Annotated in this window: 38 protein-coding genes; 32 read left to right on the forward strand and 6 right to left on the reverse strand. The window is 64.4% G+C overall.

The window, feature by feature from the left end:
- The first annotated feature begins 28 nt into the window (after nucleotides 1–28).
- The 20 genes from E3D03_RS16510 (at nucleotide 29) to E3D03_RS16605 (ending at nucleotide 15,546) form a co-directional block, all read left to right on the forward strand.
- Nucleotides 29–346 carry a hypothetical protein gene (locus E3D03_RS16510; protein WP_263567855.1) on the forward strand — a complete coding sequence of 106 codons (318 nt, stop codon included), beginning with the start codon at nucleotides 29–31 and terminating at the stop codon, nucleotides 344–346.
- 94 nt (nucleotides 347–440) lie between these two features.
- Nucleotides 441–665 carry a hypothetical protein gene (locus E3D03_RS16515; RefSeq protein ID WP_263567856.1) on the forward strand — a complete coding sequence of 75 codons (225 nt, stop codon included), beginning with the start codon at nucleotides 441–443 and terminating at the stop codon, nucleotides 663–665.
- Complete coding sequence (locus E3D03_RS16520; RefSeq protein WP_263567857.1) at nucleotides 662–826, forward strand: hypothetical protein; 165 nt, start codon at nucleotides 662–664, stop codon at nucleotides 824–826. Before E3D03_RS16515 ends, E3D03_RS16520 begins: the two co-directional genes overlap by 4 nt.
- Nucleotides 813–1,385, forward strand: coding sequence for a hypothetical protein (locus E3D03_RS16525; protein WP_263567858.1), 573 nt, complete (start codon nucleotides 813–815; stop codon nucleotides 1,383–1,385). The genes E3D03_RS16520 and E3D03_RS16525 overlap by 14 nt, the downstream gene beginning before the upstream one ends.
- A 623-nt stretch (nucleotides 1,386–2,008) precedes the next feature.
- Nucleotides 2,009–2,341, forward strand: coding sequence for a hypothetical protein (locus E3D03_RS16530; protein WP_263567859.1), 333 nt, complete (start codon nucleotides 2,009–2,011; stop codon nucleotides 2,339–2,341).
- Nucleotides 2,304–3,611, forward strand: a complete 1,308-nt coding sequence (locus E3D03_RS16535; protein ID WP_263567860.1) for a terminase large subunit — start codon at nucleotides 2,304–2,306, stop codon at nucleotides 3,609–3,611. Before E3D03_RS16530 ends, E3D03_RS16535 begins: the two co-directional genes overlap by 38 nt.
- A complete protein-coding gene (locus E3D03_RS16540; RefSeq protein ID WP_263567861.1) occupies nucleotides 3,611–5,464 on the forward strand; it encodes a hypothetical protein in 1,854 nt (617 codons plus the stop codon). The genes E3D03_RS16535 and E3D03_RS16540 overlap by 1 nt, the downstream gene beginning before the upstream one ends.
- A 70-nt stretch (nucleotides 5,465–5,534) precedes the next feature.
- Nucleotides 5,535–6,254 carry a hypothetical protein gene (locus E3D03_RS16545; RefSeq protein ID WP_263567862.1) on the forward strand — a complete coding sequence of 240 codons (720 nt, stop codon included), beginning with the start codon at nucleotides 5,535–5,537 and terminating at the stop codon, nucleotides 6,252–6,254.
- Between the two features lie 22 nt (nucleotides 6,255–6,276).
- Nucleotides 6,277–7,353 (forward strand): DUF4043 family protein, encoded by a 1,077-nt coding sequence (locus tag E3D03_RS16550; RefSeq protein WP_263567863.1) that lies wholly within the window; start codon nucleotides 6,277–6,279, stop codon nucleotides 7,351–7,353.
- A 54-nt stretch (nucleotides 7,354–7,407) separates the two neighbouring features.
- Entirely contained in the window at nucleotides 7,408–7,770 is a 363-nt protein-coding gene (locus E3D03_RS16555; RefSeq protein ID WP_263567864.1) for a hypothetical protein, read from the forward strand.
- On the forward strand, nucleotides 7,763–8,005 hold the full coding sequence (locus tag E3D03_RS16560) for a hypothetical protein (protein WP_263567865.1): 243 nt from the start codon (nucleotides 7,763–7,765) through the stop codon (nucleotides 8,003–8,005). The genes E3D03_RS16555 and E3D03_RS16560 overlap by 8 nt, the downstream gene beginning before the upstream one ends.
- The gene (locus E3D03_RS16565) at nucleotides 8,005–9,135 is read left to right on the forward strand and encodes a hypothetical protein (protein WP_263567866.1); all 1,131 of its coding nucleotides are present in this window, start codon (nucleotides 8,005–8,007) and stop codon (nucleotides 9,133–9,135) included. The genes E3D03_RS16560 and E3D03_RS16565 overlap by 1 nt, the downstream gene beginning before the upstream one ends.
- Complete coding sequence (locus tag E3D03_RS16570; RefSeq protein WP_263567867.1) at nucleotides 9,132–9,431, forward strand: hypothetical protein; 300 nt, start codon at nucleotides 9,132–9,134, stop codon at nucleotides 9,429–9,431. Before E3D03_RS16565 ends, E3D03_RS16570 begins: the two co-directional genes overlap by 4 nt.
- Nucleotides 9,374–10,765: a hypothetical protein gene (locus E3D03_RS16575; RefSeq protein ID WP_263567868.1), complete on the forward strand. Its 1,392-nt coding sequence runs from the start codon at nucleotides 9,374–9,376 to the stop codon at nucleotides 10,763–10,765. The genes E3D03_RS16570 and E3D03_RS16575 overlap by 58 nt, the downstream gene beginning before the upstream one ends.
- Nucleotides 10,762–10,902 carry a hypothetical protein gene (locus E3D03_RS16580; RefSeq protein WP_263567869.1) on the forward strand — a complete coding sequence of 47 codons (141 nt, stop codon included), beginning with the start codon at nucleotides 10,762–10,764 and terminating at the stop codon, nucleotides 10,900–10,902. The genes E3D03_RS16575 and E3D03_RS16580 overlap by 4 nt, the downstream gene beginning before the upstream one ends.
- Nucleotides 10,899–11,282, forward strand: a complete 384-nt coding sequence (locus E3D03_RS16585; protein ID WP_263567870.1) for a GNAT family N-acetyltransferase — start codon at nucleotides 10,899–10,901, stop codon at nucleotides 11,280–11,282. The genes E3D03_RS16580 and E3D03_RS16585 overlap by 4 nt, the downstream gene beginning before the upstream one ends.
- Nucleotides 11,273–12,133, forward strand: a complete 861-nt coding sequence (locus E3D03_RS16590; RefSeq protein WP_263567871.1) for a hypothetical protein — start codon at nucleotides 11,273–11,275, stop codon at nucleotides 12,131–12,133. The genes E3D03_RS16585 and E3D03_RS16590 overlap by 10 nt, the downstream gene beginning before the upstream one ends.
- A 1-nt stretch (nucleotide 12,134) precedes the next feature.
- On the forward strand, nucleotides 12,135–12,800 hold the full coding sequence (locus E3D03_RS16595) for a phage tail tip lysozyme (protein ID WP_263567872.1): 666 nt from the start codon (nucleotides 12,135–12,137) through the stop codon (nucleotides 12,798–12,800).
- A complete protein-coding gene (locus tag E3D03_RS16600; protein WP_263567873.1) occupies nucleotides 12,800–14,005 on the forward strand; it encodes a hypothetical protein in 1,206 nt (401 codons plus the stop codon). The genes E3D03_RS16595 and E3D03_RS16600 overlap by 1 nt, the downstream gene beginning before the upstream one ends.
- On the forward strand, nucleotides 14,002–15,546 hold the full coding sequence (locus E3D03_RS16605) for a hypothetical protein (RefSeq protein WP_263567874.1): 1,545 nt from the start codon (nucleotides 14,002–14,004) through the stop codon (nucleotides 15,544–15,546). Before E3D03_RS16600 ends, E3D03_RS16605 begins: the two co-directional genes overlap by 4 nt.
- 145 nt (nucleotides 15,547–15,691) lie before the next feature.
- Here E3D03_RS16605 and E3D03_RS16610 read toward each other — a convergent pair whose 3' ends face one another.
- A complete protein-coding gene (locus tag E3D03_RS16610; protein ID WP_263567875.1) occupies nucleotides 15,692–16,006 on the reverse strand; it encodes a hypothetical protein in 315 nt (104 codons plus the stop codon).
- A 109-nt stretch (nucleotides 16,007–16,115) separates the two neighbouring features.
- Here E3D03_RS16610 and E3D03_RS16615 point away from each other — a divergent pair, with 109 nt between their 5' ends.
- From E3D03_RS16615 to E3D03_RS16670, 12 genes are all read left to right on the forward strand, one after another.
- The gene (locus E3D03_RS16615) at nucleotides 16,116–17,144 is read left to right on the forward strand and encodes a hypothetical protein (protein ID WP_263567876.1); all 1,029 of its coding nucleotides are present in this window, start codon (nucleotides 16,116–16,118) and stop codon (nucleotides 17,142–17,144) included.
- On the forward strand, nucleotides 17,144–17,491 hold the full coding sequence (locus tag E3D03_RS16620) for a hypothetical protein (protein ID WP_263567877.1): 348 nt from the start codon (nucleotides 17,144–17,146) through the stop codon (nucleotides 17,489–17,491). Before E3D03_RS16615 ends, E3D03_RS16620 begins: the two co-directional genes overlap by 1 nt.
- The gene (locus tag E3D03_RS16625) at nucleotides 17,488–18,597 is read left to right on the forward strand and encodes a hypothetical protein (RefSeq protein ID WP_263567878.1); all 1,110 of its coding nucleotides are present in this window, start codon (nucleotides 17,488–17,490) and stop codon (nucleotides 18,595–18,597) included. Before E3D03_RS16620 ends, E3D03_RS16625 begins: the two co-directional genes overlap by 4 nt.
- Entirely contained in the window at nucleotides 18,597–19,613 is a 1,017-nt protein-coding gene (locus E3D03_RS16630) for a hypothetical protein (RefSeq protein WP_263567879.1), read from the forward strand. Before E3D03_RS16625 ends, E3D03_RS16630 begins: the two co-directional genes overlap by 1 nt.
- Nucleotides 19,614–19,620: 7 nt before the next feature.
- Nucleotides 19,621–19,839 (forward strand): hypothetical protein, encoded by a 219-nt coding sequence (locus tag E3D03_RS16635; protein WP_263567880.1) that lies wholly within the window; start codon nucleotides 19,621–19,623, stop codon nucleotides 19,837–19,839.
- 59 nt (nucleotides 19,840–19,898) lie between these two features.
- Nucleotides 19,899–20,135, forward strand: a complete 237-nt coding sequence (locus tag E3D03_RS16640; protein ID WP_263567881.1) for a hypothetical protein — start codon at nucleotides 19,899–19,901, stop codon at nucleotides 20,133–20,135.
- Entirely contained in the window at nucleotides 20,087–20,599 is a 513-nt protein-coding gene (locus E3D03_RS16645) for a hypothetical protein (protein ID WP_263567882.1), read from the forward strand. The genes E3D03_RS16640 and E3D03_RS16645 overlap by 49 nt, the downstream gene beginning before the upstream one ends.
- The gene (locus E3D03_RS16650; protein ID WP_263567883.1) at nucleotides 20,580–20,891 is read left to right on the forward strand and encodes a hypothetical protein; all 312 of its coding nucleotides are present in this window, start codon (nucleotides 20,580–20,582) and stop codon (nucleotides 20,889–20,891) included. Before E3D03_RS16645 ends, E3D03_RS16650 begins: the two co-directional genes overlap by 20 nt.
- Before the next feature lie 63 nt (nucleotides 20,892–20,954).
- On the forward strand, nucleotides 20,955–22,109 hold the full coding sequence (locus tag E3D03_RS16655; protein WP_263567884.1) for a calcium-binding protein: 1,155 nt from the start codon (nucleotides 20,955–20,957) through the stop codon (nucleotides 22,107–22,109).
- Nucleotide 22,110: 1 nt separating this feature from the next.
- A complete protein-coding gene (locus E3D03_RS16660; protein WP_263567885.1) occupies nucleotides 22,111–22,743 on the forward strand; it encodes a glycoside hydrolase family 108 protein in 633 nt (210 codons plus the stop codon).
- On the forward strand, nucleotides 22,740–22,946 hold the full coding sequence (locus tag E3D03_RS16665; RefSeq protein WP_263567886.1) for a hypothetical protein: 207 nt from the start codon (nucleotides 22,740–22,742) through the stop codon (nucleotides 22,944–22,946). Before E3D03_RS16660 ends, E3D03_RS16665 begins: the two co-directional genes overlap by 4 nt.
- On the forward strand, nucleotides 22,943–23,158 hold the full coding sequence (locus E3D03_RS16670; RefSeq protein WP_263567887.1) for a hypothetical protein: 216 nt from the start codon (nucleotides 22,943–22,945) through the stop codon (nucleotides 23,156–23,158). The genes E3D03_RS16665 and E3D03_RS16670 overlap by 4 nt, the downstream gene beginning before the upstream one ends.
- A 120-nt stretch (nucleotides 23,159–23,278) precedes the next feature.
- Here the strand turns inward: E3D03_RS16670 and E3D03_RS16675 are convergent, their stop codons facing one another.
- The 5 genes from E3D03_RS16675 to E3D03_RS16695 all read right to left on the reverse strand — a co-directional run.
- On the reverse strand, nucleotides 23,279–23,497 hold the full coding sequence (locus E3D03_RS16675; protein ID WP_263567888.1) for a hypothetical protein: 219 nt from the start codon (nucleotides 23,495–23,497) through the stop codon (nucleotides 23,279–23,281).
- Nucleotides 23,494–23,937 carry a hypothetical protein gene (locus E3D03_RS16680; protein WP_263567889.1) on the reverse strand — a complete coding sequence of 148 codons (444 nt, stop codon included), beginning with the start codon at nucleotides 23,935–23,937 and terminating at the stop codon, nucleotides 23,494–23,496. The genes E3D03_RS16675 and E3D03_RS16680 overlap by 4 nt, the downstream gene beginning before the upstream one ends.
- Nucleotides 23,934–24,167, reverse strand: coding sequence for a hypothetical protein (locus tag E3D03_RS16685; RefSeq protein ID WP_263567890.1), 234 nt, complete (start codon nucleotides 24,165–24,167; stop codon nucleotides 23,934–23,936). The genes E3D03_RS16680 and E3D03_RS16685 overlap by 4 nt, the downstream gene beginning before the upstream one ends.
- 24 nt (nucleotides 24,168–24,191) lie before the next feature.
- Nucleotides 24,192–24,506, reverse strand: a complete 315-nt coding sequence (locus tag E3D03_RS16690) for a hypothetical protein (RefSeq protein WP_263567891.1) — start codon at nucleotides 24,504–24,506, stop codon at nucleotides 24,192–24,194.
- Nucleotides 24,503–24,702 (reverse strand): hypothetical protein (locus tag E3D03_RS16695; protein ID WP_263567892.1); only part of this gene is annotated, 200 nt, incomplete at its 5' end. The genes E3D03_RS16695 and E3D03_RS16690, both read right to left, overlap by 4 nt.

Consider the following 24,702-nt stretch of genomic DNA (forward strand, 5'->3'; position numbering starts at 1 on the left):
CCGACACCCTGCGCGAGGGGAGGGGAGCATGAGCAACCATGACGCCTGCCGCCGCATGTGGCGCACCGTCGCCGCCCTGGCGCTCAAGGATGACAACGTGCGCATCACAGCCGCCCGTGCCGGTAGAAACTACACTCCGGGAACGGCAAACCTGCGGGATGGCCTGCGCACGCTGGAAGGCGAAATTCGCGTGGCAAGCGCCTACTACCACGGCCGGGATTGGCAGCAGGTCTGCGAAAACGCTGGCATCGGGTTCGACCCCGAGAAAGCCATGGCGTTCGTGACCGGCGGCCCGAAGGCGATCCATAGCGCCCGCGTCAAGGTTTTGGAGGCCTCCCATGGCTAACCCCTGCGAATGGAACGGCACGCGCTACCGGAGCCAGGTAGAATTGGCGAGAGCCGCCGGCAAAAGCCCTGCCACTGTGGCGTGGCATCTAGCCATGTACGGGCATCTGGACCGGCTCGGCGCCCCGCCCGCACGTAAGCCCGCCCCGTCCAGCGCACATGCCGCCGCCGTTCGCCTTCTGCTGCCGGAAGGCTTTGGCGCCGAGGACATTGCCCGTCGCCTGGAAGTGCCGGCCAACGTGGTGCGGGCTGTGATCAACGACATGCGGGCATCGGGAGAGATCGACGCCATGTTTCCGCGCAAGGGAGGGCAGGCATGACCGAGGCCCGCATAGAGCGCCGCCACCGCAACCGTCGAGAGCGGCGCAGCAGGAAGCAAGCAGATCACGTGATGACCGGCATCATCGAGGCCATGGGCGCAGGTGAGGTCGAGGACTGGCAGGACGAACAGGAAGAGGGGCAGGATGATGAGCAAGGCTAAGAGGCGAGCCGGCCGCAAGCGCAACGTGCCGGTGACCATGCCGGCCACCGATTGGGATCACGGCGCAGAGGGGCAGGCAAACCGCATCGGGCTGGTTGTCGAAAAGCGCGGTGATGTTGACCCCGATACGGGCGAAGTGGTGAACCCGAACGGCATCACTGGCGCCCGCCGCGTGGATATGCTCGAAATCTACGCACGGCGCGGGTGGATCAGCACCAGGGGCTACAATGCCGGCGAGATGATCCGCGCCGCATGGCTGGGCACCGAGAAGGGCAGAGGGAACGACTGGACGCGCGAACGGGTGGACAGCAGCCCAAAGCCTGATGCCTCCATCGCCATTCAGATCGATCGCATGTCTGCGCTGATCCGGGTGAGCAGGCTTGTCCCGGCCGAGGATGAGCGGATCGTGGATTGCGTCTGCTGCCAGGGCAACGCCATCGGGCAGCTGCGCGAGTATCGTGGCAGCCAGCATGAGCGCGGGAAGTCTCACCTGCGCGATGCACTTGAGCGCCTGGCGGATCGCATTGAAAAAACGACAGCCGGATACAGGATCGCTTGACCTGTAATTCTACCTATGCGACAAATGCAGCATCGAAGAATAGCGCCTTGGGAAACTGGGGCGCTTTTCGATTCCGCTCTTTGGCGGGTGCATTAGGTCGGGGCGCGCATACCGGCTGCGGCGATATGCCGGTGCATCCACCTGAGCGCGGCTCCCGTTACGTGACTGAAACCGCCGCTTGCTGAATGGGTCACGGTTCAGCGCTCAACAGACCTCAGTGGGGTGGATGGATAACCCCGGCGGCTACAGGGATACTGTAGCAGGTGGATCGGCACCTAAACGGCGAAGGGCGCGCGGCAAGTCCAGCGCGTCAACGGGCCGACCGGTCAGCATTACCACTGCGCGCTACGGTTCGCAGACAGCCCCGCCCCGAGAGACCGGAGCGGGGTTTTCGCATAGGTGCCCCATGCTCATCCTCATCGCCCTCATCTGCGCCGCATACCTCATCACAGCGCAGGCGGTGGGTATCCCGACATTCACCCGGCCCTAATCCGACAGGCAACACCGCTAGCTTGAGATCACCGACCTGCGCCTTCGGGTGTTAACGCTCCGGGCCGAACACCGATGCGGGTGTCATGAGGTGGGGCGAAGGCGGGAAGCGGGAAAATCAAGAGGAAATCAAGATGACCGTCAAGCACGGAGGCAAACGCGAAGGTGCTGGCCGTCCGTCTGGCGCGCGCAACAAGGCGACCATCGAGCGCAAGGCATCGCTCACTGAATTGGCGCAGGCGCATGCTGAATCTGCCATTGCCACGCTGGCTGAGGTGATGATGGACGGAGAGGCTCCGCACAGCGCCAGGATCGCGGCGTCGAACGCGCTGCTTGATCGCGGATATGGACGGCCGCAGCAGGCCGTGGACCACACCAGCAGTGACGGCAGCATGGCGCCGATCACCGGCTTTGACATTCGGGTCGCAAGTGCGCCTGCAAGCGACGCTGACGAAACCGCAGGCTGACTTCTTCGTCAGCGAGGCCAAGTATCCCGCATTCGTAGGAGGCTTCGGCAGCGGGAAGTCCGAGACGTTGGCGCAGCGGGCCATTGCGGATGCGGCACATTCCGGCTCTGCGCTGATCGGTGTCTATGCCCCGACCTACGACCTGCTAAAGCTGGTTAACGTGACGCGGATCGAGCTGAAACTGCACGAGCACGGCATCCGCCACAAATGGCATTCGCAGGACAAGGCGATCTACACCAGCCATCCAGGATTTGGCGACTTCATCTTCCGCACGATGGACACGCCCGAGCGGATCGTGGGCTATGAGACGTTCCGCGCCCATGCAGACGAGCTTGACACGCTCAAGACGGAGCATGCCCGCACCGCGTGGAACCAGATCATCGCCCGGAACCGGCAAGTGCTGAAAGATCGGCCGGGCGCGCAGAACAGGGCCAGTGCCTACACCACACCGGAGGGCTTCCGCTTCACACATGACCGCTGGGTGGTCAATGCTACGCCGGATTACCGGCTCTATCGGGCGCCGACCCATTCCAACCCGTTCCTGCCGGCAGACTATATCGACGGCTTGCGGGCCAGCTACCCGGCGCAGCTGATCGACGCCTACATTGAGGGGCAGTTCGTCAACCTGACCAGCGGCACGGTTTACAGCAGCTATGACCGGGCGCGTTGCGACACTGGCGAGACGATCCGAGACGGTGAGCCGCTGTTCATCGGCCAGGACTTCAACGTTGGGCAGATGGCCAGCGCTATTGCTGTTCGGCGCGTGGACGGGTTCCATGTGGCGCAGGAGCTGGCGGGCGTTCTGGACACTCCCGAGCTGATCCGCGTCCTGCGCGAGCGGTTCCCAGGGCACCCGATCAGGATCTATCCCGATGCGTCGGGCAAGAGCCGCAAGACGGTGGACGCGAGCCGAAGCGATTTGATCCTGCTTAAAGAGGCGGGCCTGAAAGTCGTGGTCAACCCGAGCAACCCGGCGGTGCGAGATCGGATTGTCAGCGTCAACCATGCCTTTGAGAGCGGCCGGCTCTGGGTCAATTCTCGAGCCTGCCCCACCTTGGCGGCGGCTCTGGAACAACAGGCATACGCCGCGAACGGCGAGCCTGACAAAGAGGGCGGCTTTGACCATCCGTGCGACGCCCTCGGCTATCTGGCCGTCAAGGAAATGCCGGTGCGCAAACCGAGGCGCGATGAGGCGACCGTGAAGCCGCCGAATGAACCGCCGGATTACCGCAGCGCTGACGCCGCGCCGAATGACGATTGGATGCTGTAATGCTCGAGCTCGCCACGCTGAAAACGATGATCGAGCGCGCATCCGACCTGACGGAGAGCGACCGCTTGCTGTCGGAAAAGGACCGCGACTATTACGCCGGCCATCAGCTGACCGATGGGCAGTTGGCAGAATACAAGCGCCGCAAGGTGCCGCCGATCATCAACAACCGCATCCAGCGCAAGATCGATGCAATGGTGGGGATCGAGCAGAACGGCCGCACCGATCCTCGGGCATTCCCCCGCGCGCCGGGGGACGAGCAGGCAGCCGATATCGCAACCAAGGCTCTGGTCTTTGTGGATGACCTGACCCGCTTTGACCAGAAGCGGAGCGAGGCGTTTGAGAACCTGCTTGTCGAGGGCTACGGCGGCGTTGAGATCGTGGTCGAGGAAAAGCGCGGGCTGCTGGACGTGGCGGTGAACCGGCTGCGCTGGGAGGATATCTTCTACGACCCGTATTCGCGGGAGAAGGATTTCTCGGACGCCACGTTTATGGGCGTCATGAAGTGGATGACGCTGGATCAGGCCCTTGAGCTTTACGAGGCCGACTATCAACCGCAAGAAGGCAACGAGGACAGCAGCCTTGAGGAAATGCTGCAAGCCACGCTGAGCGGTATCGGCGCCAGCTATGACGACCGCCCGCAGGATCAGGTTTTCGCCTGGGCCGACGTGAAGCAAAAGCGTGTGCGCGTCGTGCAAATGTATTACCGGCAGCGCGGCGTCTGGTATCTCTGCGTGTTCACTGGTGGGGGCACGATCCTGCACCAGGAAAGCCCGTATCTGGACGAGGACGGCAAGACCAGCTGTCCGATTATCCTGATGACCGGATACGTGGACCGCAAGAATAAGCGCTTCGGCGTGGTGCGATCGCTGATCCCGATGCAGGACGAGATCAACGCCCGCCGGTCCCGTATCCTGCAAATGCTGTTCAATCGCCAAACGGTGAGCATCAAGGGCGCGGTTGATGTGGCTGCGATGAAGCGGGCCATGTCCTCGCCAGACGGGCACGTTGATGTTGACCCTGACGTGGCAGAGGGCGCCTTGCAGGCCGGCATGAAGCCTTTCGAGGTCATCCAGCAAGACGGCCAGATCGCGGCGCAGTTCTCGCTGCTGACCGAAAGCAAGGAAGAAATCGACAAGCTGGGGCCGAACGCCTCGCTTCTCGGGCAGCTGACAGGCCAGCAGTCGGGCAGGGCGATCATGGCGCAGCAGAACGCCGGCATGGCGGAACTGGCGCCGATCTATGACAGTCTGCGTGATTGGACGATCCGCTGCTACCGCGCCATGTGGGCCAGGATGAAGCAATTCTGGACCGAAGAGCGCTGGATTCGCGTCACCGAGGAAACGGAAGCCCCGCAGTTCATCGGCATCAACCAGTTTCAGGGATGGAACATCGATCCGATGACCGGGCAGGCCCTGCCGATGATCGAGAACAGTATTGGCGAGATGGACGTGGATATCATCATCGACACGGCGCCCGACATGGTGACGCTGCAACAGGAGCAGTTCGACCAGCTGGCGAAGATGGCCGGTTCTGGCGTGCCGATCCCGCCTGATGTGCTGCTGGAAGCGTCCAGCCTGCGCGACAAGGCCAAACTGATCGATAAGATGCGCGAGGCCAACGCCCAAGCGGCGCAAGTCCAGCAGGCGCAGCAGCAAGCGGCCATGCAGGCGCAGCAGGCAGAGGGCCAGCGCAAGGACGTTGACACGCAGTCGCAGGCGCAGCTGCGCGCCGCGCAGGCCGCCAAGGCCGCTGCGGAGGCCGGCAAGACGCAATTCGAGATTCGGCAGGCCCAGACCAGCACGGCGATTGCCGCTGCGCTCGGTCTGCCGATGCAATCCGCCGCCGGGATTTAACGGGCGATTACCCGACGACGGGGTGACGGTCGTTTCGTGAACAATCCAACGTGAATGGAGAGCGTTTCTTATGGACGACGTGCTGAATATCTTTGGCAAAACGGACGAGGAACAACCTGCGGTAGCAGAAACCCCGGAGCAGGCAGCCCCTGCGCCCGAGGCTGAGCAACCGGAAGGTGAACAGACCGAACAGCCTGCCGAGTCCAAGGGCGAAGACCGGGCTGAGCCGCCAGCAGCCAAACCCGAGGAAGACCAGCGCCATGTCCCTTATGAGGCGTTGAGGGATGAGCGCCAGAAGCGCCAGGCGGCCGAACGTCGGCTGGCAGAGATCGAGGCCGCGCAGAGCCGTGCCAGGATCGAGGCTATCGAAGATCCCGGCGAGCGGGCCGAGGCTGTCCAGCAGCAGCTTGTCCAGGCGGCTGTGGCGCACAAGGTGCAGCTGTCCCGGCAATATGCCGAGCGGCAGTATGGCGCGGAATTCGTGCAGGAAGTCGAGAACTTCTTCAACGATCCGCAGCATGCGCCCATGAGCCACCAGTTTCTGCGCACGGCCGATCCGTTCGGCGCGGCGGTCGAGTATTTCAACGCGGCCAAGACGCTGCGGGAAATCGGCCCCGACCCGAAGGCATACGAAACGCGCCTGCGAGAGCAGATCCGCGCCGAGATGCTGGCCGAACTCAACCCCACGAAACCGAAAGCGCCCCCTCGCTCCATGGCCTCTGCGCCAGCGGCGGGCGGGGAATCCAACCCCATTGGCTCGGGCTTTGACGCCCTGTTCGGGCAAGGCTGAGCCTCAATAGAGGACGATCAAAATGGCCGATACGGTCCTGATCAATGACCTTCGGGTCCAGAAATGGCTGCGCATCTACTACCAGGAATATGTGCGCAGCTCCGGCTTCCTGCCTTACATGGGCACGGGCACCAACAGCATCATCCAGGTCAAGCGCGAGCTGGCCGATGCTGGCAAGACCATCAACATTCCGCTGATCACCCGCCTGAAAGGCGCGGGCGTCACCGGGAAAAACACCCTGGCCGGCAACGAGGAAGCCCTTGGCAACTTCAACCAGCAGGTTTCGGTCGATTTCATCCGCCACGGCGTGGTCATCCACGAGGCCGACGAGAAGTGGACCGTTCTGGACCTGATGGGCGCCGCCAAGGACTCGCTGACCACCTGGGCCGCCGAAAAGCTGCGTGATGACACGATCACCGCTCTGGGCAGCATCGACGGCATTGCCTACGGCACGGCGACCGCCGGTCAGCGCAACACCTGGACGGCGAACAACGTGGACCGCGTGCTGTTCGGCAACGCGAAGGCGAACTACAACGCCACCCACGCGACCGCTCTGAACAACGTGACCTCGGCCATGCGCATGACTGCCTCGGTCGTGTCGCTGATGAAGCGCATCGCCAAGACGGCCGATCCGCATATCCGTCCGACCCGCGTCACCGCGTCGCAGGGTCGCGAGTATTTCATGATGTTCTGCGGGTCGATGGCGTTCCGCGACCTCAAGAACGACTCGACCATGCAGACCGCCAACCGCGAAGCGCGCCCGCGCGACGTGGAAGCGAACCCCATCTTCCAGGATGGCGATCTGATCTATGACGGCGTGGTCATCCGCGAGATCCCGGAGATCGCCGGCTTCAACAACACGGCCGGCGCCCCGGTTCGTGTCGAGCCGGTCTATCTGTGCGGGGCGCAAGCTCTTGCGCTGGCCTGGGGGCAAGAGCCGGTTCCGATCACCGACAAATGGGACTACGGCGCCCGCAAAGGCGTGGGCACCAAGGAGGTTCGCGGCCTCGAAAAGCTGCGGTTCGGCACGGGTGCTGGCGGCGTGATGAAAGATCACGGCCTGGTCACCGGCTTCATTGCCGCTCCGGCCGACGCCTGACGTTTCGGTGCGAGGCCCTGCGGGGCCTCCATCCCAAGCGCCAGAGGGTAAGACATGGATCGCACGAGGGAAGAAACCGCCCTTCGCGCGCTGCGCCTGATCGGCGTGGTGGCACAGGACGAGCCAGCGACGGCAGACCAGATGCAGGGTGCGCTGGACGTGCTGGAAAGCGTCTGGGCTGAGGTTCGTGAAGAGGCGCAAGCGACCTGGGATATCGCTACTGGCACGCCGCCGGAGGGGTTCGTGCCGCTGGCGAACTTCCTGGCGGCGGAGCTGGCGCCTGAATATGCGGTTGCAGCCCCGATGACCCGCGCGCGGGCAAAGCTCCGGCTTCTTGCCGTGATCCGCCCGGCAGAGCGGGAATGCTGCCATCCACACGAAACCCACGATTACGGCATGAGGCATTGCAATGGCTAGCTATACTGTCCCGACCGCAACCGCCGCATGGCAGACCGCACCAGCGCCGTCCGCTGATGCTTGGTTCCAGCCCATCGGCGGGCAGGTGTTCGTCTCGACCGATGCCAGCCCGAGCACCGAGACGGCAGGCGTGGTTTCTGCTGGGGTCGGCTATCCCGTTTCCTCGGGAACGGCGCTGAAATACCGCGCCTTCGACGGCGCGCCCGTCGCTGTCAGGCTCTGGGACAAGACCTGATGCGCTGCTGGGGCTTCGGCTGCGAATGGGGTGGCGCTGACTTCGGCCCCGTCGGCGACCCGCCTTATCTGAACGATCCGGCGGCGGTAGCGCGAGGCCTGACAATTACGCTGCTCACCGAAACTGCTATCAGTTTCGTATCCAATTCTGGCGATACCCGGCGTGGATATTCGCTGCCGGCTCCGGTTGCCGATACGACCATCGAGTTTGATGTGGTCACGGATAATACGCTGTATTTCCGCCTCGACACGTCTACGAACCTGGACCCGACAGATCACATCGAAATCATTTCCCCGTTGGCCGCTGGAACGCATCACGTGGTCGCAACCATTCCGGCTCACGACGAGACCTACCAGTGGATGGGCTTTCTGACGCAGGTCATCGGCCAAAACGTCCAGATCACCAACTGGCGCGTCACTCTGCCCGTCGTGCCCGCGCACCCGCTGCAACCCTATTTCGACAGCGGGACCATCGTGATCTACTTCGACACGGACGGCGCGACGCTAAACGGCTCGGGGCAGGTCATCGGCCTGACCAACCGGGGCGCGGGCGGGGCAGCTTTCAACGCTACCGTCAGCGGCAACCCGATCCCGCTGACCGGCAACGCGATGCAAATGTCATCGACCACCGGGAACTGCATCATGGCGACCGCCGCCGATATCATGGACGTGCGCATGATGTGGGCATGCTCGACCGAGGGGATGGTCAGCTCCATGCGGTTCATGGGTTCGGCCAGCGACGAAATCAGGATCGGCGCCATCCAGGCCGGCAGCCCGCCGAGCGCCTTCCTGCAATTCTGGTCGAACCGATCCGGTTCTGGCGTGTCGATCAACCCGACGCCCCGCATCCCGATCCCAACGAGCGGCATGCACCTGTTCGAGAGCGAGATGAGCTATGCCTCGCAATACCTGACCGCATGGTTCGACGGACCGCAGGTGGCGACCATCGGCGCAGTAGCCCATACCGCTTTCACCGTGGACCGCATCGGGCAGGGCACCGGGAGCACGCTGCAATTTGTTGGGCAGATGGGTGGCGTCCTGGGTGTGCTGACCGGCCGACCAGATACGGCGGCAGCCATCGCTGCCGTGCGCAGTTACTGGACCACGCGCTTCGGGCTGGTGCTGACATGATCCGGGAGCTTCTGACCCCCGAGGCGCAACGCGACCCCTATGCTTGGGCCTCGGTGCTGCTGGCGCATGCGTGGATTGGCGGGGCTGCTTATCCGCTGGTCGGCTGGTGGCTGGTGGCCATCTACGCCGCGTTCGAGGCCGTTCAGGCGGTCATATCGCGCCGCCCGCTGTGGTGGGATTCGGCGCTGGACTGGTGCGCGGTCTGCCTCGGCGCGGCAAGCGTCGCCTATGCGTCGCCATGGCCCGCTGCGGCGGTGCTGGGCATCGCGCTCGTGGGGTGGAGGGCGCGGTCATGATGGTCGAGCTTGTCGGCCAGTCGGGCCGGGACAGTGATAACGTGGCGGCAAACCCGGCGCGACTGGTCAATGTCTATGCCGAAAAGACCACCGAGGGCGAGCGGGTGCTGAAATCCGTGCTGGGCATGGATGCGCACACGCAGCTTGACGGCGTATTCGTCCGGGCCATGGGGCGCGTCGATGGGCTGACCTATGCTGTCTGCGGTGGCCGGTTGTGGCGGATTGGCGAGGACGGCGCCCCGATGAATCTCGGCGCTGTGGATACCGGCCCGGCCAGCATCTGCGGGAACAATGGCTATGTCTGCGTTCAGGCTGGCTCGCGCTATTTCGTCTATGACCCAGCGACTTCCACCATGTCGGAGCCGGCGGCAGGGGCGTTCTCGGCCATCGGATCGGTGGAATTTTTCAGCAACTACACCGTCTTGACCGAAGCCGGCGGCCGGCGGTTCCAGTGGTCCGATCTGGCCGAGCCTGGCGCCCTGCCGGGGCTGAACTTCTCGACGGCAGACGGCAAGGACGACAACCTGCTGCGCGCCATGGCGATGGATGGTCGGCTCTACCTGTTCAAGGAGGAATCCACCGAGGTCTGGTATAACTCGGGCGAGGCCGGGGCCGAGGCGATGGTGCGAATGACCGGCGGCGTCTACGACGTGGGCCTGCGGTCCCGCGATCTGGCCTGCCGGTTCGAGGGCGGGGCCTTCATCGTCGGCAACGACAACCGGGCGCATCTCGTGTCGGGTGGTCAGTTCCAGCCCGTCTCGACGCCGCCGGTTGAAACGGCGATCAAGCTGCACCGCCCGCAGGCGTGCTTGGCCTATTCTGACGAGGGGCACACCTTTCTCGCGCTGATCTTCAAGGACGCGCCCGCATGGGTCTACGACCTGGCCATGGCTGAATGGCATGAGCGGGCCGAGGGCGTGAACCTCGGGCCGTGGAACGTCGCCGCGTCCTGCCAGATCGGCCGAGAATGGGCGGTCGGGCGCAACAATGGCCAGGTTTCGATCCTGCGCCGCACGAACGCAGACGGGGCGTCGCCTCTGGTCCGGGAAATCACCTCGCGCACGCTGCGCATGGATGGCGCGCGGGCCGTGCTGCGGGAATTCGAGATCTACCCCAGACAGGGCTATTCGCCCGGCACCATGGATCTGCATATCTCGCGCGATGGCGGGGCTACGTGGACGCCGCCGAAGCCCAAGAGCATCGGTGAGACGGGCCAGTTCGGCCACCGCGTCATCTGGCGCAATCTGGGCATGGCCCGCGTCCTGACGGCCCGTCTGCGCTGGACTGATCCGGCGGATATTTCGCTCTCCACTCAGGCGAGGATCGCGACATGAAGGCAAAGCCGCTCCTGCTGCAACAGCCCGTTACCGCGAAAGGGGATATGCCGAGCCAGGATCTGGTGCAGGTGATCCAGCAGCTGGTCGCGACCTTGCGGGAGCATGAGGCGCGGATCAAGGCGCTTGAGCCGTGACCCGGCAAATCAGCGTGGATGAGGCGCGCGAGTTCTTCGCCCATCCTTCGCAAGGTCTGATCGGCGACCTGCCAGAGGGCGGCGTAGCGTATTGGGCCGATGGCCCGGTTTGCGGTGCCTTCCGGGACTTCTGCTGGCCCCGCGTGCTGGACGTGCATTGCGGGGTAAAGCCCGAGGCGTGGGGGCGCACGGTGCCGCACGCCAGAGCCATCTTGGAGGCCGTCTGGGCCTTCTACGCGCCCGATCTGATCGTGGCGCAATCCCTCGAAACCAACCGGGCAGTGCTGGCCATGAACCGCCGGCTCGGCTTCGAGGTCATCGGAACAATGCCGACGCCAGAGCGCGTCGTTTTGCAAGCATGGAGGCGTGAATGCCTGTAGCCGCAATTGCCGGTGTCGGCTCTGCCCTGATCGGTGCATCGTCTGCCAGGTCAGCCGCAAGAGCGCAAAGCCGTGCCGCTGATCAACAGATGCAACTACAGCGCGAAATGTACGATCAGACCCGCGAGGATCTGGGCGGCTATCGCGACTCTGGCGGTCTGGCGCTGCAAGCGCTGATGTATGAGATGGGGCTGGGCGCCGCGCCGACCATTGGCGGCACCGCTCCGCAGATCGAAACCATCACGACCCCCGGCACGGGGACCGGCCGGCCGCTGTCTGGAATGGCTGCGATCTATGACCGCACCGGCTTCATGCCGACCGGCAACAATGACACCGCCTCGGACATTCGGCGCCAGGTCCAGCAGGCCGGCACTCCGGGCTCGACGCAATACCGCGTCGGCGGGCAGACCTTCAACACGCTGGAAGATGCTCAGGCGTGGGCGCGCGCCAATCCGACCGGCGGGTCAGCCTATGGCGGCTTCACGGCGACCCCGGGCTACCAGTTCCGGCTGGACTCGGGGAATGACAGCATCAACGCCCTGGCCGGCGCGCGTGGCGGCCTGAACAGCGGCGCGACCATGAAGGCGCTGGCAGATTACAACCAGGGCATGGCATCCGAGGAATACGGCAACTACCTGTCCCGGCTGGCCGGCCTCACCGACATGGGGCAAAGCGCAGCGGCTGGAACGGCAAGCGCCAACAACGCCTTTGCTACGGGCGGATCGAACGCCCTGGCGAACAAGGGCAATGCGGCGGCTGCTGGGGCTGCTGGTGTGGGCAACGCTTTGCAGAATGGTCTGAGCACCGGGCTATCGCTCTGGCAGTATCAGAAGGGCCTGGGGAGCGCGTGACATGGCAGCCAACGCCCTCTCTCCTGACTATCTCTATTCCGGCCTGATCGAGCGCGGTATCGCGCCGCACATCGCGCAGGCGTTCGTGGTTAACGCGCAGGACGAAAGCGGCCTGAACCCGGGCATCAATGAAGCGGCCCCCATCGTCCCCGGATCGCGCGGCGGCTATGGCCTGATGCAATGGACCGGCCCCCGGCGGCGGGCGCTGGAAGCCTATGCCGCCCAGCACGGCCAGAGCGTCGCGGACGCCGACACGCAGATGGATTACCTGCTGACTGAGTTGCAAGGGCCGGAAAGCCGGGCGTGGAGCCGCATTCAGAGCACGCAGACCCCAGAACAGGCCGCTGCGGCCATCGTCAACGACTTCTTGCGCCCGGCCGAGAGCCACAGGGCCAGCAGGGAGCGCAACTATCTGGCCGGCGTCACGTTCAACCCAGACAACGCTGGTCGCGCCTATACCCCAGCCAGCGAGGGCATGGACGCCCAAGGACAGCGCACGAACGCGCTTGATCCGGCCATGTTCGCCGCCCTGGCGCAGTCCATGCAGCGCCAGCCTGAGTTGCCGCAATTCCAAATGGCCGAGATCACGCCCTACCAGATGCAGGGCACCCAGAACGCACTGGCCCCGCAATACTCCATTTCCCCGCTCGCGCCGAGGTTCCGCTGATGCAGATGAATCCCAACCTGATCTTGCAGGCCGGCCAGACTGCGGACGTGATCGGCGCGCTGGAACGCGGCAACGCCCTTGCCCAGCAGCAGAACGAGCAGCAGCGCCAGAACGCGCTTGCCGGCTTCATGCGCGACAACGGCGCCGCGCTGATGCAGGGCGATACCAACGCGCTGACGCAGTTCGCGCAGTATGACCCGATGGCGGCTTTCGACATGATGAACCGCCAGCAGGACCGCGCTTGGCAGCAGGAGGATCGGCAGTATCAGCGCGAGCGCGACCAGCGCCAGGACAGCCGGCAGGATCAGGAGTGGCAGTGGAAGGTCGAGGAATACGCCGCGACGAAATCCGCCGCCGAGCGCGCCGCCGAGGCCCAGCAGATCGAGGATGCGGTGAAGATGGGGCTGGCCGTCCCGGATGCGGCGTCATGGGATGCGATGATGGCGCAGACCGCCCCGGATCTGGTCGGGCAGTTTGGCAACCGGCAGGCGCTGGCGCAGCGCTACATGAGCGTGGCGGAGATCCTGAAAGGGCAGCAAACCGCGCCGGTATGGCGCGCGGCTACGGCGCAAGAGGCGCAGGCCTATGGCGCCCAAGCCGGTCAGATCAACAGCCGCACTGGAGAATTCAAGCGCACGCCGATTGACGGCGGTCTTGCCATCGAAACCGGGCCAGATGGGCAGGTGCGGGTCACTCAGGGGGCTGGCGTAGGGCAGGCAGCAGGCAAGCCATTCACTGAGGGTCAGAGCAAGGATATCACCTATGCGACCCGCGCCGAGGGGGCTCTGCGGACGCTTGAACCGATTGCTGGGGCGCTTGCCTCGCGAGGGGAGCGCATGCTAGATGCTGTCCCCCTCGGCCTTGGGCGGGGCTCTCAGTCTGACGACTATCAGGTTGCCAAGAACGCTGGCGACGAGTTCCTGCAAGCGATCCTGCGCAAAGACACGGGGGCGGCGATCACTTCCGACGAGCAGGCACTTTATGGTGCGACTTATCTTCCCCAGCCCGGCGACAGTGAGGCCGCTCTTGCGCAGAAATCAGAGGCCCGCGCCAGGGCACTGGAAGCGTTGAAAGCCGGCATGCCGCCGTCAGCCATCGTTGCGCAGGAGCGAGCCCTGCAAGTTGGCGGTCAGCAGCCTGTGCGGCAACCCGCAGAGCAACCTGTGCGCCGCCGCTACAACCCGAAGACCGGGGGCTTTGAATGATCGAGATCGAGGCGCCGGATGGCGTCATTTACGAGTTCCCGGAAGGGACCGACGACGCCACCATGGCGAAAGCCATGCAGCAGGTCTATGGCGCGCCCAAGTCTGAAATGCCCGGCGGGCAGTCGCTGGGGGCCGGCGCATCCGGCTCTTGGGGCGGCGCAGCAGATACCGCGCAGGACATGGCGGCGGCCGGTGCTGCTGGCGCCTCTCGTGGCGTGACCGGCATGCTTGATCTTCCCGGCATGATCTTCGGCGCCGGCAGCCGTGCCGGTTCTTGGGTGGCTGAGAAAACCGGCCTCGCCACGCCCGAGGAAGCGCAGGCCTCGCATCAGATGGTGACGGGCGCGGCGGATGCATCGAGGCTCGGTTCTGGCGATAAATACCGGCAGATCGCATCCGAGGCTACGGGCGGGGCCACTGACTTTCGAGGCGATACCACGGCAGGAAAATATGCCGGCACGGTTGGCGAGTTCCTCCCTGGCGCATTCTTCGGTGGCGGCGGTCCTGTTCGGAACGCGCTGGTGCACGGCGTCATTCCGGGGCTTGCGTCTGAGGGCGCCGGTCAGTTGACGGAAGGCACGGCGCTTGAGCCTTGGGCGCGGGCGATAGCGCCTATCGTCGCGAGCGGCGCGGCTGCCATGGCAACGCGCCCGAAGGGACCGCAGGCGCCCTCAGTGGACGATCTGCGGGGGCAGGCCGAAGGGCTGTATCAGGCCGGCGCGGCTCGTGCTGGGGCCGATCCAGCATCGGTTCAGGGCCTTGCCGCCCAGATCGACGGCGAATTGCAGGCGCTGAACATCAAGACGCCGGCCGGTCGGGTGGTCGCGGATGGGAACGTGAAGAAGTTCCTCGATGTGCTGGACGATTTCCAAGGCCAGCAGATGAAGCCTGAGCAGATGCAGACCATGCGCCGCATGCTGCAAGACGCGGCCGGCAGCGCGGACCCGTCAGACCGGCGCATCGGGGCGATCCTGCTGGACAAGTTCGATGACTGGCGCGGGCAGCATGTGCCGGAATACGCGCAGGCGGACGCGCTCTATGGCCGGATGAAGCGAGCGAGCGACATTGATTATCGGCTGGAGAAGGCCGAGAACCGCGCCGCCAGTTCGGGGAGCGGAGGGAATCGCGTCAACGCCGCTCGCCAGAATATCCGGCAGATCCTCGACAATCCGAAGGCGCGGCGAGGTTATTCTGCCGAGGAAATCGACGCCATGCGGGCAATCGTGCGCGGCGACACTATGACGAACGCCTTGCGCAATGTCGGGAAACTGTCGCCCACGTCCGGGGCCTTGCCCCTGATGGGGAACCTTACGGGCATCGGCCTTGCCCCGCAGGCGGCTATTCCCCTGATGGGGGTGGCATCCGGGGCAAAAGGCGCGGCCGAAGTACTTACGAACAACCAGATCAACGCGCTAAGCGCTTTGATTCGCAACGGCGGTGCGCCTCCGACGAATGCTCTTGCCGGCACTGATCGTGGCGCGGATTTGATGCTGGCGCTGCGGGCGATTATGGCCGCATCCGGGCAGCCCCAAACGCAATAATTGCGGCAAGGGCACCCAAAACAGCCCATAGGATGATGAATTGCGGGGCCAAGGCCATTGCAATCGTCAGGACGAGGCAGGCAAGGGCGAGCATCAGGTCTGGGTTCATCCCCGCAATATAGCGCAGATCACGGGCAGGGGAAGGCTAGTTGAGCTTGTTTGCGGCGGCTGGCGGCGGTGAGGCCTCAGGCTGAGCGGCGTTCGCCAGTAAGTCGCCAAGGAAATGGTGGAGCCGGGCCGCAAAAGGCACTGACATTCTTAAACGAGAGGCAACCACAATATGCGCAAAATCTTCGTCTCGCTCCTTGCGCGAGTGATCTATCGTCCCGAGGGCAATGTTCACCACCCCCTCGAAATGGCCGCCGGTCACCACCCAATCAACAAACTGAACGGTGGTGTTGTCCGGATCAACGACTTTCGGGCCGTTGATGGGAGCGGGCAAGTCACGGTCATCTGACATTAAGGCCTCCATTTACCGCAACCCTAAGCGGTAGCGGAACGATTCGCCCAGCCAGAACAACCGAGAACACCCGCCCGCTTTCGAGCGGGCTTTTTCACATGGAGCGCCAATGGCTACCATCGTCAGCTTTTCCCCCAATCGCGCGCTCGACCTGAACGGTTTCAGCGTGCCCGGTGCCCGCGCCAGGTTCTACGACAGTGGCACCAGCCGCCTGCGCACGGTCTACGCCGACGCAGCATGCGAAACGCCGCACCCGTCGCCATTGGTGGCCGATGGGGCCGGGGTGTTCCCGCCGGTCTACGATACGGGTGATGGCGATGTGAAGGTGTCCGTGACGACCGGAGACGGCGTGATGCTGGCCGGCTACCCCATGGACCCGGCGCGGGTCATCAGCACGGACAGCGCAGGCGCTTCGGGAATCCAGTTCAACCCGACCGAGGATATCCCAGAGACAAACGTGCAGGACGCCATCGAGCGTGTGCAAGCCAACCTGATTGACCCTTTGCTTGACTATGGCCTCGGGGTGACCGGATTCGCGCCTCTGCTGACGAACATCGATGCGGTCAATACGCCGTCCGGGGTCTATCGCTTCGGGGCGGATACGGTTGGGACGTTCCCTTCTGGCATCGCGGCCGACAATACCGGTCTGGTGCGACTGTGGCGGATCGCTCCTTTTGCCGCGCTGATGATCTTGTCCACGGCCGGAACCCGTCGCCAGCACTCCCGTGTCATGGCGGGAAGCGTTTGGGGCGGATGGTCTTACGTGATGCAGTCCACCGATACCGTATCGGACGCCATCTGGTCGGCGGGGGATTCCAGCGCGCCAGCTGTTCCCAGCCCCGCTGCGATCCGCGCCGCGATCCGTGCCGACGACAGGGCTTGGCAGAACGTCACAGGCAGCCGCACCGCTGGCACGGTCTACCAGAACACCACCGGCAGGACGATCGAGGTCATGGTTCACGCGACGGCAGAGCCAAACCAGCCGATTGAGGTGTCAGCAAATGGCACCACCGAATGGGTCAGGATCGGATACTTCGTCGGGAACTCTTCCCAGGGCCAAGGGGGGGCTGTCCCTCCTGGGTGGCGCTATCGCGTGGGTGCTGGCACCAGCATTGCTTACTGGTCGGAGTTGCGCTGATGGACGTGGTGCGTGTCCCCCCTCTAGCTCTGTCGCTCATTGCCGACACTGACGCTTCCTGGCGCTGGATAGAAGGGCAGACGCCCGTCGATTTCACGCAAACCGTGGACGGCGATGGATGGTCGGCCGAAATCATCGCCTACCGCTGCCGGGATGAGGTGCTGCGCGCCCCCGTGACGCTGGACGCGGACGGCTACCTGTCCGTGACGATCCCCGTTGCAGTGGCGGAAAAGCTGCGCTCCTGCCGCCGGATCGACGCCACCTATCAGATCAACATCACCGCGCCGCTGCCTGACCTGTCCGAGGTCTGGGCGGGGCCAGTTATCGTGCAAGAGGAACGCGCATGAACATGGACCGGACGATTGTAGTAGAGCGCGATAGCCGGGCTCTTACCACGCGCGTAGTCGAGGTGCTGGAAAACCAGCCGGAGCTTGAGGCCGCCGCCGCTGCTGCCATTGCCGCCGCCGCCGCTGCCGCACAGGACGCGGCCGATGCAGCCGATGACGCTGCCGATGCGCAGCAAGCCGCAGATGACGCCGCCTATTATGCGACCTTGGCTATCGGGACGCCGAGCTATCAGACGCGGGCTGAGGCCGAGGCATTGACCTTCCCAAGTTCGGTGCAGGCCATTTTTGCGAATGGGCAGCTCTATATGCGCGCTGCTGGCGGGTCCGATCTGGTGACGGCCGGCGGTGAGCGGTGGCGCCAGGTGCGCTTGAACGAGCTTTTCCCCAGCGCCTTCACAGCCTCCACCGATCCGGCGGTGCTTAGGGCGGCCATCGGCCTGAACGGCGAGCGCGACGCGATTGTCGGAAACACCGGGGTTTTCACGCTCGATGCCGCGAAATTTCTGCCCAATTCCACGGTGTTTGGCGGCAACGCGACGGCCGATTATACCATCGACGTGAGCGGCGCCATCGTCGGCCAGACCTATGCCATCTACAACCTTGCAAGCATTGGCGGCCGGGTGACGCTGGATTGCGGCGCCGAATATGGGTTCATGGGCGACGGGATCACGCCGAACAACCTGACCACCACGACCGTCACCATCGAGGGCGGGCAGGTGGCCTATATTTCTCGGCCCAACCTGACGCGAGTGTTTATCGAGGTAAAGGGCGACTATTGGATCAACTACGGCACCGCTTCTCGGTATCGGCGCTGCACGGACGGGACGTTTGAATTTCAGCACCGCTTGGGCGCGACCATCGCGGCCAATACCCTGTCGGCGGTCCAGTCCATTCCGGCGGGATTTACGCTCGCCAATGCCATCGTGCTGGGCTGCACCACCCAGCCGAAAGTTGACGGGGCCACGGCGCCCGCATCGCCCTGCTATGTCGAGCTGATGGGAACTGCTAACGGTCTGGCGGCCAACGAATTCCGGCTGCGCAATCCGAACGCTGCCAGCTTCACGCACAACTCGATCACCCACATCGTCAACGTCGTGAGGGCCTGATGCCGCGCACCCTACCTTTCCTCACCTTCGGCCAGTCCTATGTCGAGCAGGGCTATGGCCGAAACGCCAGCCTGTCGCCTTTCAATGTCGCGCTGCGCCGGGCCATTGCCACGTCGGCCGCCGCGATTTCGACGCGGCTCGGGGTGACCGTCGCGGCCGGCGACATGACGCAACTGCGCCAGCGCGGCATCGGCGGCTCGGCCATCCTGCAAGCCAATGACGGCGGCAACGGCTATTGGGTCGCCAATGGCAACTCTGCCGGCCCGCTGCTGACTGCTGCCGTGGCTGCAATCGGCACCTATGCCGACAAGCCTCAATTCGCGATCTGGTCGCACGGCGAGGCCGATGCACAATCCAGCTCGCTCAACGTCGCCAACGTCCAGACCGCGATCACGACCCGTCTTTTCCCCGATATTCGCAGCGCATGTGACAGCGGGGCGCCGAACAGCGTCCTGATTTTCGTGGATATCCTGGGCTTCCGCTACATCGCGGATCAGGACCGAGAAAATGCGCTGCGCGACATGATGCTCAACGTCATCTCGTCGCAGACCAACGTGTTCCGCGGCTCCGAGAAATACGCGGTCGAGCTGGACAGCACCTTTCACCCGACACAGATCGGCTATCAGACGCTGGGCGCGCATACCGGCCGCCGGGTCGCAGAGCTGATCGCCACCGGCAATGTCCTCGAGGCACCGGCCATTGCCACCGCCGGCCGGTCGGGCACCAGCGTCACGATCAACATCAACGTCCCTAGCGGCAAGACGTTGGTCAAGCCCGTGCACCCGGCGCACTTCGGCCTCTACGACGCGGGCGGGGTCCGGCTGCCCTATTCGGCGTCCTGGTCCGGCGACAGCGTGACGCTGACCTGCCCGAGCGTCCCCGTGTCGCTGCGCTATCCCGACCGAGAGGTGTTTTTTGACGCCAGCCGCATCGTTCGCTTGGCCGATCCCGCCGACCCGATTTTCCCTGGCGAACCCGGCCTGCCGCTGCAATCGCGGCTGCCGATTGTGTTCTGAGGCGCGCATGACAGATCCCAGCCCCTTCCGCAGCCTTGATTTCTGGATCGCCGTTGGCGTGGCGCTGCTGGTCAAGGTCAAGACCTCTGCCAGCCTCGGTCCTGTCAAGGTCATCACCTCCATGCTGGTGGCTGCCGGCGCAGCTTGGGTGGCTTCCGACTATGCTGCTCAGACCTTCGGCGTCCCGCTGCCCATCGCGGCGGCCGGATGGAGTGCGCGAGCATGACGCCGTGCTGGGCCGGTAGATTTGGAGGGCACGCATGGGTGGCTCTGGGGCCGTGGGGCGTGATCGCGATAACCTGGGATATGTGGCTCGCGGCAATCGTGACGCCGCCACTCTATCTGGTCTGCTGGCTGGCCCTGCGCCGGGGAACTCATGTGGTGGATTGCCTGATGGACGCATCCGCCGTGACGCTGGCCTGCCTGTCAGCGGCGCTGCTGGGCAACGACTACCAATTTGCGGCGGTGGGGGCATGGGCGTGTTCGGTTGGCATCATGGCGACGGGATGGGCGGCCAGATGATTATATTGCGAAGGCTGGCGACAGGAGTGTGGGATCACGCCGGGGTGCGGTTCACGGAATGGCTTGGCGCGGCTCCGCTGCTTGGCGTAGGATACGCTCTCTATGCCCAGCCCGAAACCCTGATGATCAGCCCCTCATTCTCCAAGCTGGCGCAATGGGCAGATGCGGCGATCTGGTCAAATCTGCTGATGCTCTGCGGCACGATACGGCTCGCCGCGCTGTTCGTAAACGGCACATTTCAGGGGTTTCGCTATAGCCCGGCAATTCGATTTTTCGCGTCCTGCTGCGCCGCGATGTTCTGGACTTGGTTCACGATTGGCATTTTTACCGCCTGGCGCAATACGGGTGGATCACCAACGGGGGTCGTCGCTTACGGCACGCTCATATTTCTGGAATTGAGGAATGTCTATGTCTCGCGTGTGGACATGGCGCGCGGGGGCCGGAATGCTGGGATTGACGGCTGAACAACTCGGGACCGTGCTCATGGCCGCGTCCCTGGCCTTCCTGGGCATCATCGGCGGGCAGAAGGGGCGGCAGATGGCCAAAGGCAAGCAGCCCGAGGTGATGGAAGTAGCCGGGGCACTGGTGTCTGACAAGGCCGCCGACCGCATCGTCAGCGCGCTGGACGAAAATACCAAGGCGCTGAACCGCAACAGCGGCGTCTGCGAGACGCTGCACGAAGCGGTTAAGGAAGTCGATGACCGGCTAGAGCGCCTGAAAGACGAAATCATACGGGGCCAGTCCTCGATCCGCTGACCGCCCAGAAACTGGACGCATCCGCCCCGCCATTGAGCGGGGCTTTTTCATGGAGCAAGGCAAATGCCTATCATCAACCCCGGCGACAACGCCGGCACTGAATCTCGCGACCTGTTCACATGGCGGGGCGGAACCGCATCCGTCTGGGGGCTGGGCGACGACTTCGATCCGAACCCGTATCAGCCCTATGACCTGTCGATGGGCATCGCGACCGGCGACATGGTGCGCATCGAGGGCGACGGCGCGCTGGTCTGGTTCGACGGCTGGAACAGCGGCTTTGCCCGCATGGACGGCGAGCGGCTGGACATGACCGGCATCGAGCGCGTCTACACCACGGCGGGGAACGACACGATCCGCGCGGGGCAGGCAACGAGCCCGGACGGCTGGCAGGGCATCAGCATCTTCGCAGGCGCTGGAGACGACGACATCAACGGCAGCGGCTTCGATGACGTGATCGACGGCGGCAGCGGGAACGACACGATCCGCGCCGGGGCCGGGAACGACTTCGTCAATTCCTCGACTGGTGACGATCTGATCTACGGCGGCGCTGGCGACGAGAACATCCGATGGGGTATCGGCGATGCGCACTGGCACGACCCCGGCAACGACACGATCTACGGCGGCGAGGGCCGCGACCTGATTAACGTCTGGGTGAAGGATGGAGACTTCGACGGCACCGGCAACGTCGCTGGAGGCCATGTCACCATCACGGCAACCCGGCAATGGGGCGACTTCCAAGGCACGGCCGAGGTCGGCAATGGCTCGGGCGTCTCGATCCTGCGCTTCCAGGGCTTCGAGCAAGGCTGGACGCATGAGGGCGACGACACCATCGACGGCAGCGCGGCGCGCGTCTGGGGCGACGTGGGCATCCACTGGAACACGCGCTGGGGCGACGACCTGATCACCGGCACGGCGGGGAACGACACGCTGGAAGGCGGCGATGGCAGCGACACGATCGAGGGCGGCGAGGGCGATGACCTGATCTCGGCCAATGGCGACTTCTTCCGCCTCGACGCGCCCGGCGACGGGGACGCGGACACCATCATTTTCGCTGCTGGCGACGGGCACGACACGGTAATCGGCTTCGACGCCGGGCTGGATACCGTCCAGATCGCTGGCGGCGAATTTCAAGCGGTATCGACTGCGGACGGCACCCTTCTGACCCTCAACAGCGGCGACACGCTGTTGCTGGCGGGCATTTTCGATTTCGAGGTGTGATATGAAAACCAACTTCGAGCGGTGCCTTGCCCAGGTGCTGGGCCACGAGGGCGGATGGGCCGACAACCCCAAAGACCCCGGCGGCGCCACCATGAAGGGCGTGACGCTGGCGACCTTCCGGGCGTGGAAAGGGTCAGCCGCCACGAAAGCACAGCTGCGCGCCATCTCGGACGCCGACCTGCGCGCCATCTACCGGCGCAACTATTGGGACGCGGTGTCGGGGGATGACCTGCCCGCCGGTCTGGACCTGCTGGCCTTTGACGCTGCGGTCAACAGCGGGCCAAGCCGGGGCGCCAAATGGCTGCAAACCGCCTTGGGCGTGTCGGCAGATGGCAAGATCGGCCCGGCCACATTGGCAGCGGCGCAGAAGGCGCATCCCGAGGCGGTGATTGATCGGGCTATTGCCGCGCGCGTCTCGTTTCTGCGCACCGCGCGGCACAAGGGCACCGGCGCGCTGCTATGGCCGACCTTCGGCAAGGGCTGGACGGCCCGCGTAGAGAGCGTTCGCGAGGAAGCGATTGCCATGGCAAAAGCGCCCCGCATCCCCGTCACCGACGCCACCACAGCGCCGGGGCAGGGCTGGCTGGCCACGCTGCTGGCGCTACTGCAATCCATCTTCGGAGGCCGCAAATGAAAATCGTCAAGGATTGGCGGAGCGTCTGGCGCTACTACTCCACGCAGGCGCTGCTGCTGCTGGCCGCTGCGCCGCTGATATGGGCCGAGATGCCGCAGGACGTGCGCGACATGGTGCCCGAGGGCTGGCGGCCGTGGCTGCTGGCCGGCATGGCCGCATCGGGCGTCGTCGGGCGCTACATCAGCCAGAGGCCAGCGCCATGACCGCGTGGCTGATCGGGGCGCTGGTGGCGCTGGCCGGGGTCGTCGGCGCTTGGCTAAAGGGCCGGGGCCGGGGCAGGGCGGATGCCAAGGCGCGGCAGGACCGGGCCGACAATGACGCATATCGGAGGATGAACGATGCGGGCAATGACGTTGACAGCGCTTCTGACGCTGATGTTGACCGTCGGCTGCGCGACCACGCCGGCAAGCACTAGCGCCGTATGCAGCGGCACCGAGGCGGCAGCGCGTGACCTCGCGTCGGCGCTGCTGGCCGATGGTGGGCCGGAGTCAAAGCGGGCGGGGCTGGCGCTGCTGGATAAGAGGGCCGTTGGCTGTCACCCCTGACGCCGGGCGCGGTGCTGCTGAACGGCATTATCCCGCATCTCGCAGTCGATCTTTTGCAACCCGTCCATGCTATGCAGAGTGTCCGCCAGCGCGTCCGCATGCGCCCGCTCGTCGGATAGGGCGGCGGCTAGGTGGTCGATCTGGGCTTGCAACGCGGCGTTGAGCGTCCGTTGCTCGCGCAGGTTCATCTCGTGAAAGTCGGTGGTCATGGGGTGGCCTTTCTCCGAATGCGAATCAAGGTGAGTATCCGCTGATATGCGGTATCACATACCGCTACCTCTGCCTCTGTGGGGCTGCCACCATCCGGCGGAACAAGGCAGGCATTGCTGGCTATCCCTGCGGCTTCCATGATGGCCGCATTCCATTCACCGTCCAGCTTGCGCGTCAGCCGCTCCACCTCGGCGCGGAGGCGGGAGAGTTCGGCGACGGCTTCATCGCGAATTTGATTGAACCGAAGTTCGGCAAACTGGCGATCAATTACGCCTTCGCTGGCCGCGCGCAGGCGGGCGAGTTCGTCGCGCAGTTCTTCCAGTTCCAGTTCTGTGATCTGGCACATAGTGCCGCGCATCTGCGCGTCGATGGTCTGGCCTGTGATGCCCTGACGACGCTTGGGACGGGCATAGACGGCGGAGAAAATTTCGTCACTCATTGCGCGTCCTCCGGGGGCTGGGGGAGGGGGAGCCAGTGGGTCGGCTCAAAATCCTCGCCCATGCCGTGCTGCCAATCATCGCGCTCGCGTCCCATCCAGTCCGTCACGCGCCCCCATGCTACGTCGCACTTGCGATAGCTTTTCTTGTCATAGTGCAGGTGGTTGATGCCCCACAGGTCAACTTTAGTCCCATCCCTCGGCGCGGTGCTTATCGGTTGCCAGTCGCTCATGTCCTCTCCTTCTGGTCGCGGGGGTCAATTCAGCACGAGCCGAGGCGGGCGGCGCAGCTTGCCGCCTGTCTCAGCCTCGAAAGCCTCAATCTGGTCAGGGCGGATTCGCACTGCAGCCAGAACCTGCGATCCGCGATAACGCGGGTTGAAGGCGTGGACCGATCCGATTTCGACATTCCGCGACAGGCAGAACATCATGAACCGCGCCATACTGGCCTTGGTCATGCTCAGCCCTTCCTCGCAATGGCGCCAGACTCGGCCGTAGTGATCGGCCTCGCTGCCCGGCTCTGGACAGCGGCAGTCGTGCAGGGGTTCGTTGCATCGCGCGCAGGTGCTCATGCTGTCGTTCCTCCGTGGATGGGGTTCGAATCGTGACCGAAACAGGAACAGGCTTTGCCAATTTCCTGCCACAAAGGCCCGCGCGGTCCCGCTTCGTTCTGCGCAATGCGAAAACCGGAACGCAGGGCCGGAATGCGTAAAACGCCTAGCAATTGCTGGTTGGAGGATGGTGCTGTGAGAGAGGATTGAACTCTCG

It is taken from the genome of Paracoccus sp. DMF (genome assembly GCF_004407025.1).
Classification (GTDB): domain Bacteria; phylum Pseudomonadota; class Alphaproteobacteria; order Rhodobacterales; family Rhodobacteraceae; genus Paracoccus; species Paracoccus aminovorans_B.